Consider the following 21,245-nt stretch of genomic DNA (forward strand, 5'->3'; position numbering starts at 1 on the left):
TTAATGACCGTTCTTTGTAAATCTACCACCAAATACATCATGTACATCTTGAATCGTAATAAATGCCGATGGATCTACTTCATAAACAGTATTTTTTAACCTCATAATTTCAAGTCTTGTTACTACAGAATATAAAACATGCTTAGGTTGCTTTAAATAGCCCCCTTCACCATACATAATTGTAACACCACGATTAAGGTTCGCATTTAATGCATCTGCAAGATTCTTAGAGTTCTCTGCATCTGTAATAATCATTACCCCTTTAGATTCATCAAGGCCTGTAATTGTAATATCGATCATCTTATAAGCAATGAAATAAGCAATTAAGGAATACATAGCACTATTCCAACTATATACAAAACCTGCGGCACCAAGAATAATGAGATTCATAGCCATTACGATTTCACCAACGGAGAAAGTGGAACGTCTATCAAAGATGATTGCCACAATTTCAGAGCCATCTAAAGAACCACCATTACGTATAATGAGGCCTACCCCAATACCTAAAATGATACCACCAAAGATAGATCCTAAAAATGGATCTGTCGTAATAGGTGTAAAATTATGAGCAAAGGTAGAGAAAATTGCCATCCATACGATAGAAAATAGTGTAGAGAAAGTAAAGTTTTTGCCATTAGCTCTATAGCCAATATATAAGAAAGGCAAGTTAAAGAGTACGACGAAAATACTAAAAGAAATTCCGGAAAGCTCTGCAGCCATCAAGGAAATACCAACTACACCACCATCGATGATATTATTCGGTACTAAAAATAAATCTAAGCCTATAGTATAAATTAGAGCCCCTAAGATCATCATTAAGCAACGCATAATAAAATTTGACCACTTATGCGTTGAAGCTTCATTTTTCATGCACTTCTCCTTTACCGTACAACTGCTCCATAGCATGTAGTCTCTTTTCTTCTAACTCACCAGAGTCCATCATATTACTTTGTATATCATTAGCAGTTTGGTTTAACTGTTTTGTATAACGTAAACCAATAATAAAAGCAGTTAAATCATCTACAGGCTCTGGTGGAAATTGCATAGACGTAGGGATAATCTTACGCCACCCTGTAGGTGAATTATATTGCCAATATAATTTTCGAGCCTCCTCAGTACTATGCGATTCATCAATTAAACTAGTAGTAATTCTGTGATTTCGTCCAATTTGTTGGAGAGATGGATATAAATATTTATGATTTGTACCATTTCCACATACCATATGAACAATACCATAATATTCAGTTAATATACGTTCAATTTCACCATTGAACTGTTTTGTCATAATAATTTTACGACATACCATAGTACCAGAAGGTGTCACAATTGCTACACCTGTTTTTTCATTGCCTGGATCTACAGCCAAAATGTACGTAGTATCAGTCATATTACTATCCTCATTTCTAATACAGCATTTATATTTTAACACAAAACGAAGGTCTTATGTAAAAATTTACATAAGACCTTCGTTTAAAGTATATAAACCAAAATACTATTCAATTTAATAAGCTGGCATTTTAGCCTTATCATTAAAAACAGGCATTTGAGTAATACGTAACTTAAGATGCACAGGACCAGATGAATATGTATCACCATCAACATACGCTTCCACATGAACCTTGCCATGCATTGTAGCAATACGACGAATAGCAGTAAACAAATCATCCCCTGGTATCGTTCCGATATCACCAGATAAGGAATCCGGAATAATCCCTTTCTCTCTTGCCTTTTCATTTACTTGCTTTAAGAATTGAAGCATAGCAGATTGAGCGTTAGGGTCACCATCCATTATAGCAGAATGGATTACTTCTCCATTTTTATAAATAAATTGTTGTGGGTAAACTTGGATAACTGCTACCGCTGGTTCACCAGCAATAATATTTCCAGCAGCAACCACTTGAACCACCATTGGAGTCTTTGCTCTATTAAGCTTTTGTGTAGCTACCTCAATATTCTGACGATCTACATACACAACGGATTGACCATTATCTTCTATACCTAAGCGACGTAAAACAAGTTTATTTGTATCATCGATAATATGTTTAATAGCATTATTACTATCTTCTTCACTTAAACCAGGTCGTACAACAGCTTGTGCTAATAACTGATCTACTTGGAAGAGAATGGTTCCTTCCCGTAAATGAATGATGCCATTCTGCAATTGTTCTTGTGTATTTTGTAGATTCTTAATATGCGCTTCCATCTTAGCACGTGTTGCTTCAAGCTCAGCTACCTTTTGAGACACCTCAGCATAAGAGGCTTGTAAAGATGCCAATTCGGCTTCTGTTGCGTCTTTAGCAGCTTGTGCACTCGCCAATTCGGTTTTTGTAGCCTCTACTTCACGGCGAATTTGTTCAATCTCGGCCATCCGCTCTTCAAGCTCTTGTTTATTTTGTTCTAACAAAGCCTGTCCACGAATCAGTTCTTGCGTCTTTGCAGCGACCTCATTATTCAACTGCTTCATATCAGCTCGCAACTGATCCATACCGAACAATGCGGTTCTTACACTTTGAGACGTAAAGGTTAATACTCCAACCGTAGCTGCTGCAACTAAAAGGCCTGTCACAATAGTGACTATAATAGATGTGTGCTTAGGTCGTAATCCAAAGAGGGACATACGACGTTTACCAATTTTAGTGCCCAGCTTATCCCCCATGTAAGCAATGAGACCACCCATAAGAGCGATAATTATTAAGATTTTGACACCTACTAACATCATGTCCCTCCTTTCTCCTAAGAATACAATCTGTTATTTCGATACGCGCCAATTCAAATACAATCCTGCAATAATACCTAATGTATCCGGTATTAATGCAGCCAATATGGTTGGCAATGCTCCACCTTTCCCTAATGCACCAGCAAAGGTCATCACCCCATAATAAATAAAGATGATGAGAATACTAATACCAAAGCCGATAGATGAACTAGAGCGTTGTTTTTGAAGGCCTAAAGGTGCACCTACGAGAGCAAACACAAAGCTTGCCAATGGAATTGTGAAGCGTTGGTACATTTCCATTTCAAGTTTATTAGCATTAGTATAAGCAGCCTTATAAGCTCTGATTTGGTGACGTAATTCCTTAATCGTCAATTCCTCAGGTTTACGTTGATCTTGTTGAATATCTTTTGGGGCAGACTTAATCGGTAAGGATTGCTCCTTAAATTTCATGGTACGTTCAACACCATTACCAGCTGATAAATCGTAAATGATACCATTTTGCATCACCCAATATTGACCATTCCAGATAGCTGTATCTGCATTTTCAACTTGTTGTAACTTGCCACCCTCCCCAAATTGTTGAACCGTAATCATGGACAACTGTTTGGTTTCAGCATCATAGCTCTTAGCATACATCAATGTGCCTAGCTCATCACCATTCATCGTTTTTAATACAATATGATTTTGTGTTTGAGGTGATGCATTTTTCATAATTTGTTCGCGCACAATCGTTTGATACATATGATTTGTACGAGGCACAACAAATTCATTAAATGCTACAGCCCCAATGGAAATGATGAGTGCAATGATATATACGGGCATGGCCAAGCGTAAAAAGCTTAGACCTCCAGCACGCATAACAACGATTTCACTAGTGCTACTCAAACGACTAAAAGTCATAAGAGAAGCCAACAAAACCGACATTGGGAATGTCAAGATAACAATACTTGGTAAAGCCAAGACAAATGCTTGCATAACAAGCAACAATGGCGCTCCATATTCAGTAATATATTGAGCAATCCTAAACAATGTGCCTGTACCAATAAAAATACTAGTAAAAGCAAAAACCCCAAATAGGAATGGGCCTACAAAGGCTTTTAAAATATATTTATCTAATAATCGCATAGCCCCTCCTATAATTTAAAGTTATCCCCTAAATAATGTTCACGAGCGATTGGATCATTCGCAATTTCATCAGGGGTACCCTCTAGGAGGATTTTACCACTACTCAAAATATAAGCCTTATCTACAATCCCCAATGTTTCACGAACATTATGGTCTGTAATCAAGATACCAATACCTCGATTCTTGACGTGCAAGATAATTTGTTGAATGTCAGCAACCGCAATTGGATCGACACCTGCAAAAGGTTCATCAAGAAGGATGAAATTAGGCTCTAAGGCGAGGCAACGCGCAATTTCTACTCGACGTCGTTCACCACCAGATAATTGCATCCCCATACGGTCACGGACATGTCCAATATGAAATTCTTCAATCAATGATTCAACGATAGCTTCAATCTCATCAGGCTTTTTTGCCGTAATCTGTAGCATGGCACGAATGTTATCTTCTACAGACATGGAACGAAAGATTGATGCCTCTTGTGGTAGGTATCCAATCCCTTCAGCAGCCCGTTTATACATAGGAATATTTGTAATATCCTTGCCATCAACGGTAATGATGCCAGAGCTCGGTCTTTCAATGCCTACAATCATATAAAATGACGTAGTTTTACCAGCCCCATTAGGACCCAATAGACCTACAACTTGGCCTTTATCAACGCGAAGACTCACCCCATCTACTACATTGCGTCCGCTAAAGGTTTTAACTAAGTTTTTGGTTTCAATATACATATATTATCCTTATTTATTCGGAACAATGACAAGTGTGCTACGTCCACCTAATGTTTCAGCAGAATCATCAGCTAAACGAATTTTCAGTTCCGGTGCATTCAGTACATTACCATTTTGAACGGCATGCGCAGAACCAGATAAGAGTACAACCCCATCATTTTGGTTTGGTGTTTGCGTATATGTAGCTCGGTCAGCAGAACCAGATACGTTTCGTTCAGGATTAGAGAAAGTAACATTACCTTGCGCTACAGCACGAACTTCCTTCATCCAGCCTTCTACCTTATCACCGGTCAAGGTTGTCCCTTCAGCAATCAAACGGGCATTACCTGTTACAAGACCGTATTCAGAGTCAGTACTATACTCAACACTGTCACCAAAGATTTGGCGATCAGCACGTTGTAAATGAACGCTACCATTAGCAGTGAATTTATTATTATTGTAACTGTGAACCGTTTGAGCAGACATGGCCATATCAGAACCAATCATAGATACACCACCATCAAGATTTGCTTCTTGAGTTTTTGTATTGTACCAACCCTTGGCACCAGTCATAGTTTTATCCGCTTGGGTAATAACAACATTACCTGTTGCATCTGCACGACCTGAATTGCCATCATAAGACAATGTATCAGCACTGATAGTCAACGGATCATTTGCTGCCCAAACTGTAACAGATGCGGTCATGAGTACAGCTAATATAGCCATACCAATCTGTTTTTTCTTATTCATCATATTTCCTCTCAATTACTTCTTTGTTAATTTCGCATGTCCAATGGCTTTAATAATTTTTAAGGACATATTGCCCTCAAGTTTGTCACCTGTAAGGGTTACATCCTTGCTGTTATAAGTGAAAGCCGTTTTAGATGTCAATGTTTTCGTTTTGTTATCAAAATGAAGGGCCTCAGTTTTAAATTCTGCACCCTCCGTATTAGTAGCAGTAACGCCTTGATCAATATCAAGAGAGTTTCGATCCCCCGTCAGTACAGCATGAGGAGCTGTAATCGTAGTAGTCACATCATCTTGATAGAACAGACCTTTCAAATTGGTCAGAACGATAGCTTTTGTACGCGGGTCATATTCAATCTTCTCAGCCGATAATGCCCATACTAACTTGCCATCCTTTTCCTCTTGCAAGTCCGCACCTTGGAAATTAACGAGTTGTCCACTTTGATTTTGAGTGGAATTAGCCTCATTAGAGTCTTTCATAATAAATACAATAAGACCGATTAGAGCTAATACTATAGCGACCACAATGGCAATTAACTTTTTATTGTTTTTCATGCGCTCTCTCCCGTATAGCTATCTTCTTATCGTAATCAATAATTTGATCCATCTTAGTCATCCAACGATGTTGGAACCAAAGCCACTCATCTGGATGTTCACGAATAAATTCTTCCGTAACACGTACACAGGCTTCAGTTAGACGATACATATCAACATCTTCATCGCCAGTTTCCTCATAATGTAATGCCGGCAAGATATGAACGATATGTCCTCCTTCAGGCTTACGAGATGCAAAAATAGGTACTACAGGAGAGCCAAATTTCTTTGCAAATGTTGCTGGTCCCATAACAGCTGATGAATCTTGTCCCAAAAACGGAACTGGTAAACCATTTATATATCCATCTTGGTCAGCTAAGAATCCAAGAAGTTTTTTCTTTTTTAAAGCCTTAGCAGCAGAAACGATTTCGTTGCCACCACTAGCAAATACGTCAAGCCCCACCATCTCACGATATTCATTCATAAGGCGTGTGAATTGAGCATTAGGTTGTTTCTTAACAATTGTAGTGGAAGGATATCCATGAGCCGCCATAGCAGCCCCCATCCATTCCCAGTTGCCTACATGGCCGGTAAGAACGATAACTCCCTTATCTTCAGCAATGGCCTTTTCTAAATGTTCAACACCACGCATCTCTATGTGTTTATTGATAAAGGATTTCGTCAGGTTTGGCATGTATAATACTTCCATAACACTGCGACCAAGATTTTTGAACAACTTATTAATTAATTGTTCCGCCTCTTGATCGTTCATATTCATGCCAATTTTAATATTATTTATGCCTCTAAGCTTTTGCTTCTTCGCTATTAGCCCATATACAGGACCTAAACAAGCGCCTATGAGCAAAATGAGCTTGTATGGTAGTCGACAAACAAGCCAACTAATGCCTTTAACTAAATGGTATTGCCATTCGTTATTCATTCTGCCCACCTCCTTTATTGTCCATGAGCATGGGCCTCTCGCGCATAATCTGCAACAACAGAATCCCATAAACCTTGATTCTTCAGGATATATTCTACAGCCTCTCTAACAGCACCATGTCCACCATTGACGGTAGAAATAAATTTAGCTATTGATTTAACCTCTAATACCGCATTATTTGGTGCCATCGGCAAACCTACGAGTTGAAGAGCTCCTAAATCATTAAGATCATCACCCATGTAAGCAACCGAAGCTAAGTCGATTTGATGTTTTTTACAAAGAGCTCTTAATGCTTCAGTTTTATTAGCATGCCCCATAAGAAGTTCATCAAAATGCAACTCCTTTGCACGGCGCTCTACCATAGGAGATACACGAGCCGTAATAATTGCTAACTTTATCCCTGATTTACGAGCCGCAGTCAAGCCTAAACCATCTTTTACAGAAAAGGCTTTGAGCTCTTCTCCAGTCGATGTATAAATTAGAGTGCCATCTGATAAAACTCCATCAACATCGAGAACAATCCATTGAATATTCATTATACAATGCCTCTACGCAATAAATCCGTAATGTGAACAATGCCAAGACATACATTATTAGTATCAACCACAGGTAATACGGTGATAGGGCGAGGTTGATTTTTCTCCATCAAATGAAGCGCTTCTGCGGCCAATTTATCCTTTGTAATCGTACGCGGCATAGACGTCATCATATCCTCTACGGGCCATTCTAAAAAATTGCTGCCAGAATCAAGTCCACGACGCACATCACCATCAGTCACTAGACCTAACAAATGTCCTTCTTCATCAATAACATTTGTAGCACCTAACCCTTTTTCTGTCATTACAAAGAGTGCATCACGAACGGTAGCCCCTCTAAATACTGTTGGATTATCCTCGCCACCATGCATGATATTTTCTACAGTCAACAATAATTTGCGGCCTAAGGAACCACCTGGATGGAATACAGCAAAGTTTTCTGGAGTAAAATGATGGCGTTCCAATAAACATACTGCTAACGCATCACCTAGTGCTAGGGCAACAGTAGTACTTGTAGTAGGTGCTAAACCTAATGGGCAAGCTTCTCGTTCTACCTCTGCCAACAATACAATATCAGAATTTTTTGCTAATGTAGACTCTGGTTTCCCTACAACACAGATTAATTTAGCCCCTATGCGGCGCAGAGACGGCAAAATACTAATGATTTCTCCTGTTTCACCACTATTAGAAAAGGCTAACACTACATCATCTTCAGTAATCATACCAAGATCACCATGCACGCCTTCACCAGGATGCATAAAAAGTGCCGGTGTCCCTGTACTAGCCAAGGTAGCCGCAATTTTACGACCAATATGACCAGATTTTCCCATTCCTGTACATACTACACGGCCCTTACAAGCCAAAATCATATTTACAGCATTTACAAAATTGTGATCCAAACGAGAACTTAACTCTTCAATAGCACGAGCTTCCTCATGAAGCACCTGTGCCGCTTGTTCTAAAATAGTCACAAATACCGCCCCTAACCTTTTACGATTTTATCAATAGCTACTAAATCACGAAGCACATCTTCGAATTGATCTAAATACAACATATTAGGACCATCAGACAATGCTTCCTCAGGATTATCGTGCACTTCAAAGAATAGCCCATCTACACCACTAGCCACAGCCGCACGTGCCAAATTTGGTACAAATTCACGGTTACCACTAGATTTAGTCCCTGCACCACCTGGTAATTGAACGCTATGAGTAGCATCAAAGATTACTGGATAGTCGAAAGAACGCATAATTGGAAACGATCTCATGTCAACTACGAGATTATTATAACCAAAGCTAAAACCACGTTCGGTAAGCATAAGATTTTCATTACCTGTTTCTTTCATTTTATTAAGAACATTTTCCATGTCCTTAGGAGCCATGAATTGACCTTTTTTAACATTTACACATTTACCAGTTTTAGCAGCGCCGTAAACAAGATCAGTTTGACGGCATAAAAAAGCTGGAATTTGTAGAATATCTAATACTTCAGCTGCAGGTTCAATTTGCTCGATAGAGTGAATGTCACTGACAACGGGCACATTGAGTTCCTTCTTAATAGAAGCAAGCATTTTTAACCCTTCCTCAAGACCTGGTCCACGGAAGGAACTAAAGCTAGAGCGATTAGCTTTATCAAAGGAAGCTTTAAAGATATAGGGAACACCTAAACGTTCGCATATCTCTTTTGCTCGTTTACCGATAGCTAATGTGCGGTCATAGTCCTCAATAACACATGGACCTGCAAGGACAAATAAACCCTTGCCGCCACCCACAGTAATATCTTTAATTTGAACTGTTTTCATTTATTTCTCCTCTTGCTCGTAAATTGCATTAACACGAGCTAAGTCTTCAGGTGTATCAACACCGATAAATCGTTTATTTGTCAAAATAACACGAATTGTATAACCGTTCTCTAGAGCACGTAATTGTTCTAGAGATTCTGTTTGCTCCGCCGGAGTTGGCTCCATCTTAGCGTAGTTTAATAAAAACTCTCTACGATATGCATAGATGCCAATATGTTTTAGTGGCGGACGCACAAAATCATGGCGAGGATATGGGATTAAAGATCTAGAAAAATACATCGCATCATTACGATTATTTAAAATGACCTTTACCGCTGATGGCTCCTCGTACTCTTCCTCTAATAAAGGAGTAGCTACTGTGGCCATCTGCAAGTTTGGATCTTCCTCAAATAGACGTGCCAAGTCATCAATAAGATTTGGATCAATCATCGGTTCATCACCTTGGACATTGATAACAACATCCAAGTCTGTATAATGACTCGCAACCTCTGCTAATCGATCCGTCCCTGTAGGATGATTAGGATCTGTCATCATAACAGTTCCCCCAAACTGTTGTACTGCAGAATATACGCGGTTATCATCAGTGGCTACAATTGTACATACTGTCTTTGTAGCTTGTGATACCCTTGCATAAACCCGTTCAATCATAGGTTTACCTGCAATATCAGCTAATGGTTTGCCCGGTAATCTTGTAGAACCATAACGCGCAGGAATAACACATCCAAACTTCACGATAAAACCCCATTTCTGTTATTCGTGTATCTTATTATTATACACTAAATCTCTAAATTTTCTATGAATTCTTGTTTTCCAGAAACAAATTCAATCCCTATAGATAGCACCAGAATCGGTATTTTCAAGTCTTCAATTGCATGCAACTGACTTAACTTAACTGCATCCTTTTCTGTAATGCAAATAGCATCAGCTTGATGAGCAAATGCTTGTTTCCAAATCTCAACTACATCATCATTTGAAAAGTCATGATGATCTCCAAATGGCAAGGTATGAACAACGTTATACCCTACATCAGTTAACGTTTGTGTAAAGGATTGAGGGTTTCCAATTCCACTCACAGCCATAATGCGTTGTTCCTTGTAAGCATCTACAGAAGCCCCAACAGAACCATTAGCCCACTCATCTAAGGTGTACATAAATTGCGGCTTATGTGTTGTTTCATAGACAGGTATATTGGGAATCATCTGAGTTAATCGCTTTCGAATGCCGGATACAATACCTGGTGCTACTTGATCAACCTTAGTAAGAACGATAATATCCGCACGCTGTAAACCACTAAGGGGTTCACGTAATAGTCCCCGTGGCAATACATGTTCATAGCCAAACGGATTGGATGCATCGATTAGTACAATATCAATATCTCTTGCTAGTGCACGATGTTGAAAGCCATCATCCATAATAAGACAATCGGCACCTAGCTCATTAATAGCGATTTCTGCAGATTTGGAACGTTCACGTCCAATGATTACATTAGATTTTTGTAAAACCTTAGCCAGTAACCAAGCCTCATCACCACTGATAGATGGCTCTACAAGCATTGTTCCATCTTTAGAAATAATAATATTTTTGTTATTATCTTCTGCACGGTATCCACGACTAAGAACAGTAGGATGAAGGCCCTTCTGAGTAAGCACATCACAAATAAATCGCACCATCGGTGTTTTTCCAGTACCACCAGCCGTAATGTTGCCAACGCTGATTACAGGCACTGTAACTTTCGTAACGCCTTTACCCTCATCAAATCGAGCATTGCGTATTGATACAGCTTTCTCATAACCTTTACTCAAAAGGCCTAAACTGGAGCGAGCTATATCACCTAATACGGATTGATCTTCACCACTAACGATGGATTTGAATAATGCTTCCCCACTCATAGGTGACGCCTCCTATTATGTAATACAGTAAACTAATCTACAAATTTAGTCTTACTACGGAATAATTTGATGTTTCTCAAATAGCAAACGTAACTCTTGTGTATTACGCCGCGTAGCACCACGATTTTCTTTAATGATATCCAGGCAGTTTTGCCCCATCTTTTTAGCCAAGTCTCTATCCTTACATAAACGCAAGACCATAGCGGTTAACTCTTTTCCATTCTTCACTTGCTCACAAGCATTTCGAGAGTTTAATAAGGCGAAAATTTCTTTAAAGTTAAACATATGAGGCCCAACCAAAATTGGCTTACCATGTGCAGCTGGTTCCAAAATATTATGGCCTCCAGTTTTAACAAGGGAACCACCAACAAAGATAATATCGCCTAAGCTATACAGTCGGCCAAGTTCACCAATGGTATCTAAAACGACAACGGGAATACCTTCATGAACAGGCTCCTTCATATCGCTACGACAAATAGCACTCAATTCATAACGCTTTGCAATATTTTGCACATCATGACCGCGATAAATTTCACGAGGCGCAATCAATAAACGAGCTTGTGGATACTCTTTCAATACTTGCTTGAAGGTTTCAAAAATAGCCTCTTCTTCACCTTTGTGAGTACTACCTGCAATAATGATAGGATGATTATTTCCAAAGCCAAATTCATCGAGAAGAGCTTGTTTTTCTTCATATGATACGGTGGCATATGTTTGATCGTATTTCATATTACCTGTTACGGTAATATCAGGTGTATGAGCACCTAAACTTTCAATATACGCCGCATCAAATTTGGACTGCATGCAGAAACGCTCAATAGAGCGTAACATTTCACGCGTAAAAGCACTGATATACTTATAACGTTTCATACTGCGATCTGAAATGCGTCCATTAACCATCATAACTGGAATGTTTTCCGATTCGGCGATACGCAAGAAGTTTGGCCAAATTTCAGTTTCTACGAGTAAAATAGTAATCGGCTTAATAATATGTAAAATTTTACGAGTTAAATACGGCAAATCAAGGGGAAAGAATATAATTCCTTCTGCTTCAGGAATGATACGATGAGCCATAGCATGACCAGTAGCAGTAACTACTGACACAACCACAACAGCTTCAGGAAATTCCTTTTTAACCTCTTTTACCAATGGACTGGTAGCCACAATTTCCCCTACGGAAGCGGCGTGAATCCAAATAGCACGACGCCCTTCAATTTTCTTTAATAGCGAAGCGGGCATATAGCCTGCACTTTGTTTGATACGCTCATAAAAGCCATCTTCAAAGGCAAGTCGGTATAAAATAACCGGAATCAAGCCTATCCAATAAAATATGAGCAATACGTTATATATCCAGTACATGGTTATCCTTTATTGGAGAATTGAACGGAATAAAGATGATTGTACAATCCGCCGTCAACAGCTAATAGCTCTTGGTGAGTCCCCTGCTCTACCAAGCGACCTTGATTAAGTACAACAATTTGATGAGCATTTTGAACGGTGCTCAATCGATGGGCAATGACAAATGCCGTACGCCCTTTCATGAGACGATCTAACGCCTCTTGTACAAGCTTTTCGCTCTCAGTATCTAAAGCAGATGTGGCTTCATCTAAAATTAGAATTCGAGGATCTTTTAAAATAGCACGTGCGATAGCAACGCGTTGACGTTGTCCACCAGATAGCGAACTGCCTCGTTCACCTACAATCGTATCGAGACCATCAGGCATTTTCTCAACGAACTCAAGTACATTAGCCGCTTTAGCCGCTTCATACACGTCTTCATCAGTAGCATCTAAACGACCATACAAGATATTCTCTTTAATTGTAGCATTGAACAATACGGTTTCCTGTGGTACAAGACCAATTTGTTCACGCAAAGATTTAAAAGTAACATCTTTCACGTTATAACCATCTATTGTAATAGAGCCACCTGTTACATCATAGAAACGAGGTAGTAGGTTAGCGAGAGTTGTCTTACCTGCACCAGATGGACCAACAAGGGCTACACTTTCGCCAGCCTTAACTGACAAGGTAAAATTTTCTAAGGCAGCCTTTTCTCCATCATAGGAGAAAGAAACATCATTAAACTCCACATTGCCGGTAATAGCAGGCAATGTAATAGCATCAGGTTTCTCCACAACATCTGTTTTAGTATCTAAAATTTCAAATACACGATCAGCAGCAGCCAACGCCTTTTGAATATTACCATATACTTGACTCAAACGTTTTACGGGATTTGACAAGTTAATAGCATAAATCAAGAAAGCAATCAAAGAACCTGCAGTAATAGCACCTGTTACTACGGAGTAACCGCCGTACCAAAGGATGACCGCTACAGCGATTGCCGCAGAAAACTCAACCATTGGGCTTAACAAGCTAGTCAATTTAGTAGCTTTGATAACTGCTTTAAAATTGCGATCATTTTCATCTTCAAAGCGCTTACGCTCAAAATCTTCACGAGCAAAGGATTTTACAACGCGAACTGCACTAATTACCTCTTGTAAAAGTGCCGTAATATCAGCTACACGCCCTTGGACATCATGCCCTGCCACGCGAAGCTTCTTACCAAAAACATTGATAATCACTAAAACTACGGGAACCGTAATAAAAGTAACTAACGTCAATTTCCAGTCAATGAGAAGCATGGACACCAAGGAACCGATAAGTGTTACAGATTCAGTGATAAAAGAAATCAAATTATCTACCACGGCCGTTTGCAATGCAGCTACGTCATTTGTAAGATTACTCATGATAACGCCCGTCTTACGACGATCGAAATAGGATAAGCTTAATTTTTGTAGATGATTAAAAATAGCCTCACGTACATCGATAATCACGCGCTGTCCGATGTAGGACATGTTATAAGTTTGACCATAGGTAGCAAAGCCACGAATTAGGAAAATGAGTATAATAGCACCTACAATAAGGTTCAACATAAACATATTCTTTTCATCTAATACTTGGTCTACTACATTCTTAATTAGCCAAGGTACTACCAAATAGGCAGCAGCAGCGACAATCATGCAGAATACTGCAAAAAGCATTCGCTTATAATAAGGCTTTACAAAGTATAAGAGCCTAGAATAACTATTCATTACATTTCTCCTTACCGAGATTATATACAAGATGTGCTACCCGTTTTACTGCACCCGGCTCACCTAATTTATGACGTACTTCGCGCAATTCACTGCGCATAGCTTCATTTTTGTCTACATCGCTGAGCAATGGTTCTACCAAAGACACAATTGCGTCTGGAGTGACAGCATCTTGTAATAATTCGGGAATGACTTCTTTACCCGCTACAATATTAGGCAAGCCCACATGTGTTACATTCACAACCATCTTACCAATACCATACGTAATTGGAGATACACGATACAATAATACCGTTGGCAATTCCATCATCGCCGTTTCTAATGTAGCCGTTCCTGATGCAGCAAGGCACACATCACAAATCTGCATCAAGTCATATGTATGGTCTTCCGTAATCGTAACAGGCACCTTATGAACATCGATAAACTCTTCTAGCTCACTTCGATCAATTGTATGTGCTCGAGGCAAGAAGAATTGAATATCTTCATGCTTCGCCATCAATTGCTCACCACTTTTTAACATCGTATCAAGTAAGGATAAAACCTCTTGTTTACGACTGCCAGGCATGAGCAATATCTTTTTAGCCTCTTTGCGAGCCCCAAAGTATGCTTCGGCCACATCCTTAGTCATCGTAGGATGTACGATGTCGAGTAAAGGATGCCCTACAAAATCTACATTACATTTATACTTGCGATATGCTTCAGCTTCAAATGGAAAGATAGATGCTACCTTAGTTACATACTTACGGATTGTATTACCTCGACTACTATGCCATGCCCAAATCGTTGGAGCAATATAATACAAAACAGGAATCCCCAGTTCATGAGCCACCGCAGCTAATTTCATATTAAAACCTGGGTAATCTACACAAACGAGAATATCTGGTTTCTCCTTCATCATGACGCGTTTCAAATACGTGCGCAACTTAAAGAATTTTGGCAATGATTTCACAATCTCTACAATACCAATGACACCAAGATTCTTAATATCATACACGATACGAACACCAGCACGCTCCATCAAGGTGCCACCCATACCAAACATTTCTACAGAAGGATCTATTTCTCTCAATGCATTGGCTACACTTGCCGCATGAGTATCGCCGGAAGCTTCACCGGCGGAAAACATGACTTTCATTATGCATCCTTTCTGGAATTTACAAATTCTTGGTCAACAGCACAGATAACAATACCATGACGATCTGCCATATCAAGCACATCTTGTTGTTGTACGAAAATAGTCTTTTCCGCTTCTACAGCTAGTACCTTACAACCACTATCAATCATAGACATGAGCGTTTTTATACCTACTGCCGGCACATCAAAGCGTACATCTTGATTTGGTTTTTCTGTTTTAACAACAATCGCATCTCCGCGCCCCAGTTCTCCACCTCTCAAGATACACTTGTCAGTCCCTTCAATGGCTTCAATTGCCATGACCGCCTTATGTTTAACAACAACGGTTTGACCAATATCAAGGGCCCCCATTTGTTTAGCTAGTTCAAAACCAAAACAAATGTCAGCCCATTGCTCATCTGTAGGTTGTGCTTTTGAAAGCACTCCTACCTTTGGCATAAATGGTTTCAAGTATGCTGTTTGATCTAATACTTTAAAGCCTTCTCGTTCGATTTCATCAACGATGGCAAGCATAATCGTATCATCTTTACGATTTTTAAGACGCTTTAAAACACCTAATGTTTTTAAATCAGGAAACGTAAGACCTTTAAAAAGAATCTCTTTAGTAACTTTCCCAAGCATGGTTAACTCTTCAACCTCTTCTTTTTTCAAGGTTTTGAAGATTTTACCTAGTTTAGCAACACCAATATCGTAGAAAGCATCAGCCTCAGCCTTTAGAGCCGGGTCTATATCAGGTACCACACCGATAACAACCACCTCGTGGCCCAATACATGAGCGGCACGCATGAATTCTACAGGCAAAACACCTATGCCCGCAATTAATCCTACCTTTGCCAAGACTATACCTCCTAGATGGCCTCACGGCCTATATATCAATTAGTAATTTCAAGTTCCCTATGAAAAGGCCTAAAAATAGACATAATCATATACAATATATTGTACTATAAATAGCTACTTTTTACCATTAAAAAGCCATGGTTTATGCCCTTTTCTTCATCATTTTATTATAATTCCCTTATTCCTTTTAAGCACTAAAAAATCTACGATTATATCTATCAAAACTTTTCTATAAATATAAAAATATAATGTAAATTATCATTGATATAAAACTCAACTAGTAATAATGCACACAAAAAGACCTCGTACATTGTACGAGGTCCTCATAATTAGTCGCGACGAGTACGCATAATTCCCCTATCCGCATTGCGTAGGAAGCGTAATAAATTTTCAATTTCTACGGAAGAATCCAATTGTAATTCCATTTCTTCAATCGCCTTAGATAAGCTGAATCCAGAACGATAAATAATACGGAATGCCTGTTTCAAATCACGTCGTACATCTTCGGAAATCCCTGCACGAGATAGGCCTACAGAGTTTAGACCGATAACACGTGCCGGTTGACCATCAGCAATTACGTAAGGTGGGATATCTTGTACCACCTTAGCCATCCCGCCAACCATTGCATTACGACCGATTTTAACAAATTGATGAATACCTGCAAGGCCACCAATAACAACGCGATCTTCAACGATAGCGTGCCCTGCAAGACCAGCACAATTACTCATTATTACATTATTACCAACGATACAGTTATGAGCCACATGTGTACAGGCTTGAAGTAAACAATTATTGCCTACACGTGTTTCTTCACCTTCACCAGTAGCGCGGCTAATAGTTACGAATTCACGAATAACCGTTTCATCGCCAATATTACAATAGCTTTTTTCGCCTTTAAATTTTAAATCTTGCGGTTCCAACCCAATAGATGCGTTAGGATAAATTTCACAACGCTTACCAATGGTTGTCCAACCACCAATTACAACATGTGCACCGATTTGTGTGCCATCGCCAATCTCGACATGTTCGCCGATAACAGCGCCAGGACCTACGATTACATCTTTGCCCAATTTAGCATTTGGATGGACTATGGCTGTACTATGGATGTTGGATTTCGCATTTTCCATGCCTACAACTATCACTACAATCACTCCTCATTCTATTATACAAGGGCAAACATGTATTCACCGCTAGCGCACAATTTGTCGCCAACATAGGCACGGCCTTCAACCTTGCCCATTTTACCTTTAATTTTAACAATATCTACCTCCATGCGAACTTGATCGCCAGGTTTTACAGGATGGCGGAAACGCACTTTATCAATACCTGTAAACATAGGAGTAAGACCACGATTTTCCTCAGGGTATAATAATGCAATACCACCGACTTGAGCAATAGCTTCAGTCAATAATACACCTGGCATAACTGGGTTCCCTGGAAAGTGACCTTGGAAGAACAATTCGTTGAATGTAGCATTTTTAATACCCACAGCACGTTTCATAGGTTCTAACTCAACAATGCGATCAACCAAAAGCATTGGGTAACGATGAGGTAAAATTTCTAAAATATCTTCGTGATTAAGAATCATGGCTGTGTCTCCCTTATTTCTTCCATTATACTGCGAGCCAATCTTGAATTTAATTCATGACTCGATTTCAAAGCAATTACATGGCCTTCAATCGGTCCTAACAAGAATAAATCCCCTATAACATCTAATGCTTTATGGCGAACTAATTCATCCTCAAAGCGTGGTATAGATAGACATTTCTCATCATCATAGACTAATGCATTATCTAGGCTACCGCCTTTTGCAAGCCCCATGGCCTGTAATTGTTCCAATTCCTTCATAAATCCGATAGTCCTAGCCGGTCCAATGTGTGCTTTGAAATACTCAGGCGATACTTCAAAATCACATTGTTGCGTACCAAGTAACGGATGGCTGTTAATTGATGTAAAAGTCATGCGATAGCCATCATATGGCAAAATCACAATAAAACGATCCCCATCATAAACAGCATGAGATCGAGTCACTTTGTATATATGACGCGATGCTATTTGTTCTTCAATGCCAGCCTCTTCAATAAGATTGACAAAAATAGCACTACTACCATCACCTACAGGAGGTTCTGGAGAATCCATTTCAATATAACAGTTATCAATATTCATAGCACTGAACGCTGCCATCACATGTTCAACAGTAAATACCTTTGCTTCACCATTTTCCAGCGTGGTAGCGCGCATAGTGTTCGTCACATTATCAATGTGTGCTCGCACAGAAGGATGCCCTTCAATGTCCGTGCGGACAAACACAATTCCTGTATCTTCAGGTGCAGGCTTAAAAACCATATATACTGGTTCACCGCTATGAAGGCCAATCCCTTGATATGAAACAGCCTTTTTTATTGTTTGTTGTGGCTTACTCATAAGAATGTCCTTTCATAATCCGAATTCACGTTTACTATACACCAATATGTATTATACCCTATTTGCATAGGCGTTACAAGAAATTTACCATATATTACGCTAATTGGAAAGACTATTCTTAGTCTTTAAAATTTTAATAGACTATTTTTAAACACTAAGTTATAAGTTATAAAATAAAAAGAGATTTCATCCATGCTAGTAGGAATCAGTTTCATCTTGAAGATTCCACAATCGCATAAACAAAATCTCTTTAAAATTATTAACTATTGAAAAACATCAGGTGGTGTATCTATTTGTTCACCATAAAAACGACGAGTCCATTTCCAACGGTTATGAAGCCAGAACCAATCTTCAGGATATCGCCGAATATAATCTTCAATAAACTCATTTAGACGAGTTGTTGTTACCGCTATATCACGCTTTTTATCATCTGTACGTTCCACATAAATTGGTGGATGTGCTTCAATCTCATGTTTCTCAGAAAACGGACTATAATGTATGGTTACAAAAATAATAGGCACATCTTGCATACGAGCCAGTACAGCTGGCCCAGCAGCCGTCAATGTTTCATAGCCAAAGAAGGGTGCAAGAACGCCATCATCACCAGGGTCCTGATCCATAATAAGGCCTAAAAATGCACCTTTTTTTAGTTCATTAATCATTTCACGAACACCTGTTTTATAGGTCACATGTTGATGCATAATCCGACGATATTCATTGATAAACTTATCGGCATCACCATTCTGTTTCATAGCCACAGAAATCAGCGGATATCCTTCAGAAGCAAGAACGCCACCTAAAAGTTCCCAGTTACCACTATGAACAGCAGCTAAAATTGCACCTCGACCATTTTCTAAGGCATCATCTAAGTACTCTCGATTAATAAACTCCACCATATCTTTGTATGCGCCATCTTTAATTTCAGGATAGCGCAATACATCAATAATCATACGGCCAAAGCGTGTAGTACTAGCTTTCGCAATACGTCGAGCTTCTTTAGGATCATCTGTAATATTACAGAATAAAATTTGGCCTATCGCCAGGCGCTTGCGTTTAGGTGGCACCACTAACCACACAATTTCACCAAGCAATGTACCAATAGCATATTGCAAACCTTTAGGTAATAAGCAAATAAAGGCACTAAAGATTTTCATAAACCTATACATGGATTATTAGCTCTCCTTAAGCTGTGCTTTCAAAGCGTCAATTTCTTTTTGTAATTGTTTTACAGTTTTCACCATTTCTGGCAAACGATTCTCGTAAGCAGCCAATTTCAACCACTCTTTATGAGGTCTCATTGGATACCCAGCCATAACAGAATTAGAAGGCACATTGCCAGTAATTCCTGTTTTACCTGCAAATTGTACATTATCTCCAATTGTAATATGACCTGTACAGCCTGTTTGTCCTGCAAAGATTACATGGTTACCACATTTTGTACTACCTGCAATCCCAACCTGTGCGATTAAGAAACAATCTTCTCCAATCTCAACATTGTGGCCAAGGTGAACAAGATTGTCAATTTTGGTACCGCGGCGTACCAAGGTAGATCCCATTGTAGCATTGTCGATAGTAGTGCAAGAGCCAATTTCTACATCATCTTCAAGAATAACATTGCCTACTTGAGGAATATGCGTATGAATACCATTTTCTGTGGCAAAACCAAAACCTTCACCACCGATAACTGCTTTAGCACGCAATACAACGCGTTTACCCAAAATACAGTTCTCATGTACGATAGCACCCGCATAGATGTCAGAATCTTCCCCAATTCGTACATTATGACCAATATATACATAAGGTCGAATCGTTACATTATCACCGATAACAGCATTATCATTAATAACACAATAGGCACCAATAGCTACATTTTTACCAAGTGTAACATTCTTGCCAATAATAGCAGTACTATGCACTTCACGGGGAACTACAACAGGTGGATGGAATACTTCTAGCACTTGGGCAAATGCAGATTTTGCATTATCAACTACGATTTGCGCCATCGGTGCATTTTTTACTTCTGATTCAACGATAACAGCACCCGCTTGGCATAACGCAATATGTTCAACATATTCACCAATTGCAAAAGTTATGGATTGTTTTACCGCTTGTTCAAAGCTACGTGTCTCAGTAATGACAATAGACTCATCCCCTATAAGTTGACCGCCTACTAAATTTGCGAGTTCCTGTAAAGTTTTTTCCAAGGCAAACTCCTCCCCCGTGGTAATCTTCAATTATTGTGCAGCTTCAGTTGTACTTGTTGCAGCTTGATCTGCTTGTTGTGCATTTTGCTGAGCATCTTGTTGCTCTTGGGCTTTAGCTGCATTTTCAACTTCTTTGATTTGGTCGTCAGAAGCTTTACCCATTTTTGTAATCAAATCCTCAGTTACATCAGAGCCACCGCCAACAACAGCGCCTTTCTCAATAATAACATCAAGTTTTTTCTCTTTCACAAGTTCATTGATTTTTTGTTCTTGATATTGACGATATTCTTGCGCTTTTGCATTCGCAAAGGCATTTAATTCTTGATTCGCTTGATTAAATACATTTTGTTTAGATGCTTCATCGGCAGCAGCAATTTTAGCATCTAATTCCGCTTTTTTAGCATTGATTTCTTTAGTAATTTCAATACCTTTTTCAGTACTGTTTGCCACTTTCACGCTATCAACATAACCAACATTATTAGAACCACAACCACCTAAGATAGCCATAGAAGCTACTAAAGATGCACCTAATACTAAAGATTTAATACGTTTATTCATA

23 protein-coding genes are annotated in these 21,245 nt (G+C 39.1%); all 23 read right to left on the minus strand.

Annotation, left to right across the window (positions count from 1 at the left end):
• Positions 1 to 870 carry a YitT family protein gene (locus E7B10_RS07905; RefSeq protein WP_227283374.1) on the minus strand — a complete coding sequence of 290 codons (870 nt, stop codon included), beginning with the start codon at positions 868 to 870 and terminating at the stop codon, positions 1 to 3.
• On the minus strand, positions 860 to 1,387 hold the full coding sequence (locus E7B10_RS07910; protein WP_024066127.1) for a hypothetical protein: 528 nt from the start codon (positions 1,385 to 1,387) through the stop codon (positions 860 to 862). Before E7B10_RS07910 ends, E7B10_RS07905 begins: the two co-directional genes overlap by 11 nt.
• A gap of 114 nt (positions 1,388 to 1,501) precedes the next feature.
• Positions 1,502 to 2,716, minus strand: a complete 1,215-nt coding sequence (locus E7B10_RS07915; protein ID WP_316055562.1) for a DUF3084 domain-containing protein — start codon at positions 2,714 to 2,716, stop codon at positions 1,502 to 1,504.
• A gap of 33 nt (positions 2,717 to 2,749) precedes the next feature.
• On the minus strand, positions 2,750 to 3,841 hold the full coding sequence (locus tag E7B10_RS07920) for an LptF/LptG family permease (protein ID WP_105087056.1): 1,092 nt from the start codon (positions 3,839 to 3,841) through the stop codon (positions 2,750 to 2,752).
• Positions 3,842 to 3,849: 8 nt separating this feature from the next.
• Positions 3,850 to 4,569, minus strand: coding sequence for an LPS export ABC transporter ATP-binding protein (gene lptB, locus E7B10_RS07925; RefSeq protein ID WP_004695507.1), 720 nt, complete (start codon positions 4,567 to 4,569; stop codon positions 3,850 to 3,852).
• Between the two features lie 9 nt (positions 4,570 to 4,578).
• Positions 4,579 to 5,301: an LptA/OstA family protein gene (locus tag E7B10_RS07930; RefSeq protein ID WP_004695505.1), complete on the minus strand. Its 723-nt coding sequence runs from the start codon at positions 5,299 to 5,301 to the stop codon at positions 4,579 to 4,581.
• Between the two features lie 12 nt (positions 5,302 to 5,313).
• Complete coding sequence (lptC, locus tag E7B10_RS07935) at positions 5,314 to 5,850, minus strand: LPS export ABC transporter periplasmic protein LptC (RefSeq protein ID WP_004698432.1); 537 nt, start codon at positions 5,848 to 5,850, stop codon at positions 5,314 to 5,316.
• The gene (locus E7B10_RS07940; protein ID WP_004698446.1) at positions 5,837 to 6,769 is read right to left on the minus strand and encodes a lysophospholipid acyltransferase family protein; all 933 of its coding nucleotides are present in this window, start codon (positions 6,767 to 6,769) and stop codon (positions 5,837 to 5,839) included. The genes lptC and E7B10_RS07940 overlap by 14 nt, the downstream gene beginning before the upstream one ends.
• Positions 6,770 to 6,783: 14 nt before the next feature.
• Positions 6,784 to 7,305 carry an HAD family hydrolase gene (locus E7B10_RS07945; protein ID WP_024061567.1) on the minus strand — a complete coding sequence of 174 codons (522 nt, stop codon included), beginning with the start codon at positions 7,303 to 7,305 and terminating at the stop codon, positions 6,784 to 6,786.
• Complete coding sequence (locus E7B10_RS07950) at positions 7,305 to 8,276, minus strand: SIS domain-containing protein (protein ID WP_287531421.1); 972 nt, start codon at positions 8,274 to 8,276, stop codon at positions 7,305 to 7,307. Before E7B10_RS07950 ends, E7B10_RS07945 begins: the two co-directional genes overlap by 1 nt.
• An 11-nt stretch (positions 8,277 to 8,287) precedes the next feature.
• Complete coding sequence (gene kdsA / locus E7B10_RS07955) at positions 8,288 to 9,106, minus strand: 3-deoxy-8-phosphooctulonate synthase (RefSeq protein WP_008715784.1); 819 nt, start codon at positions 9,104 to 9,106, stop codon at positions 8,288 to 8,290.
• Positions 9,107 to 9,838: a 3-deoxy-manno-octulosonate cytidylyltransferase gene (gene kdsB / locus E7B10_RS07960; protein ID WP_004695494.1), complete on the minus strand. Its 732-nt coding sequence runs from the start codon at positions 9,836 to 9,838 to the stop codon at positions 9,107 to 9,109.
• 44 nt (positions 9,839 to 9,882) lie between these two features.
• Positions 9,883 to 10,995, minus strand: coding sequence for a tetraacyldisaccharide 4'-kinase (gene lpxK / locus E7B10_RS07965; RefSeq protein WP_004695492.1), 1,113 nt, complete (start codon positions 10,993 to 10,995; stop codon positions 9,883 to 9,885).
• Between the two features lie 54 nt (positions 10,996 to 11,049).
• The gene (locus E7B10_RS07970; protein ID WP_012864072.1) at positions 11,050 to 12,354 is read right to left on the minus strand and encodes a 3-deoxy-D-manno-octulosonic acid transferase; all 1,305 of its coding nucleotides are present in this window, start codon (positions 12,352 to 12,354) and stop codon (positions 11,050 to 11,052) included.
• Positions 12,355 to 12,356: 2 nt separating this feature from the next.
• Positions 12,357 to 14,087: an ABC transporter ATP-binding protein gene (locus E7B10_RS07975; RefSeq protein WP_012864071.1), complete on the minus strand. Its 1,731-nt coding sequence runs from the start codon at positions 14,085 to 14,087 to the stop codon at positions 12,357 to 12,359.
• Positions 14,080 to 15,222 carry a lipid-A-disaccharide synthase gene (gene lpxB / locus E7B10_RS07980; protein ID WP_008715788.1) on the minus strand — a complete coding sequence of 381 codons (1,143 nt, stop codon included), beginning with the start codon at positions 15,220 to 15,222 and terminating at the stop codon, positions 14,080 to 14,082. Before lpxB ends, E7B10_RS07975 begins: the two co-directional genes overlap by 8 nt.
• Positions 15,222 to 16,058, minus strand: coding sequence for an LpxI family protein (locus E7B10_RS07985; RefSeq protein WP_287507761.1), 837 nt, complete (start codon positions 16,056 to 16,058; stop codon positions 15,222 to 15,224). The genes lpxB and E7B10_RS07985 overlap by 1 nt, the downstream gene beginning before the upstream one ends.
• Positions 16,059 to 16,387: 329 nt before the next feature.
• Positions 16,388 to 17,200, minus strand: a complete 813-nt coding sequence (gene lpxA / locus E7B10_RS07990) for an acyl-ACP--UDP-N-acetylglucosamine O-acyltransferase (protein ID WP_004698481.1) — start codon at positions 17,198 to 17,200, stop codon at positions 16,388 to 16,390.
• A gap of 20 nt (positions 17,201 to 17,220) precedes the next feature.
• Positions 17,221 to 17,646: a 3-hydroxyacyl-ACP dehydratase FabZ gene (fabZ, locus tag E7B10_RS07995; RefSeq protein ID WP_004695477.1), complete on the minus strand. Its 426-nt coding sequence runs from the start codon at positions 17,644 to 17,646 to the stop codon at positions 17,221 to 17,223.
• Positions 17,643 to 18,482 carry a UDP-3-O-acyl-N-acetylglucosamine deacetylase gene (gene lpxC / locus E7B10_RS08000; RefSeq protein WP_215675945.1) on the minus strand — a complete coding sequence of 280 codons (840 nt, stop codon included), beginning with the start codon at positions 18,480 to 18,482 and terminating at the stop codon, positions 17,643 to 17,645. Before lpxC ends, fabZ begins: the two co-directional genes overlap by 4 nt.
• 263 nt (positions 18,483 to 18,745) lie before the next feature.
• Positions 18,746 to 19,648: a lysophospholipid acyltransferase family protein gene (locus tag E7B10_RS08005; protein ID WP_039965501.1), complete on the minus strand. Its 903-nt coding sequence runs from the start codon at positions 19,646 to 19,648 to the stop codon at positions 18,746 to 18,748.
• Between the two features lie 6 nt (positions 19,649 to 19,654).
• The gene (gene lpxD / locus E7B10_RS08010) at positions 19,655 to 20,686 is read right to left on the minus strand and encodes a UDP-3-O-(3-hydroxymyristoyl)glucosamine N-acyltransferase (RefSeq protein WP_004695469.1); all 1,032 of its coding nucleotides are present in this window, start codon (positions 20,684 to 20,686) and stop codon (positions 19,655 to 19,657) included.
• Positions 20,687 to 20,716: 30 nt separating this feature from the next.
• Positions 20,717 to 21,244 carry a hypothetical protein gene (locus tag E7B10_RS08015; RefSeq protein WP_287507765.1) on the minus strand — a complete coding sequence of 176 codons (528 nt, stop codon included), beginning with the start codon at positions 21,242 to 21,244 and terminating at the stop codon, positions 20,717 to 20,719.
• Between the last annotated feature and the right edge of the window lies 1 nt (position 21,245).

The organism is Veillonella sp., from assembly GCF_032470285.1.
In the GTDB taxonomy this organism is placed as follows: Bacteria; Bacillota; Negativicutes; order Veillonellales; family Veillonellaceae; genus Veillonella.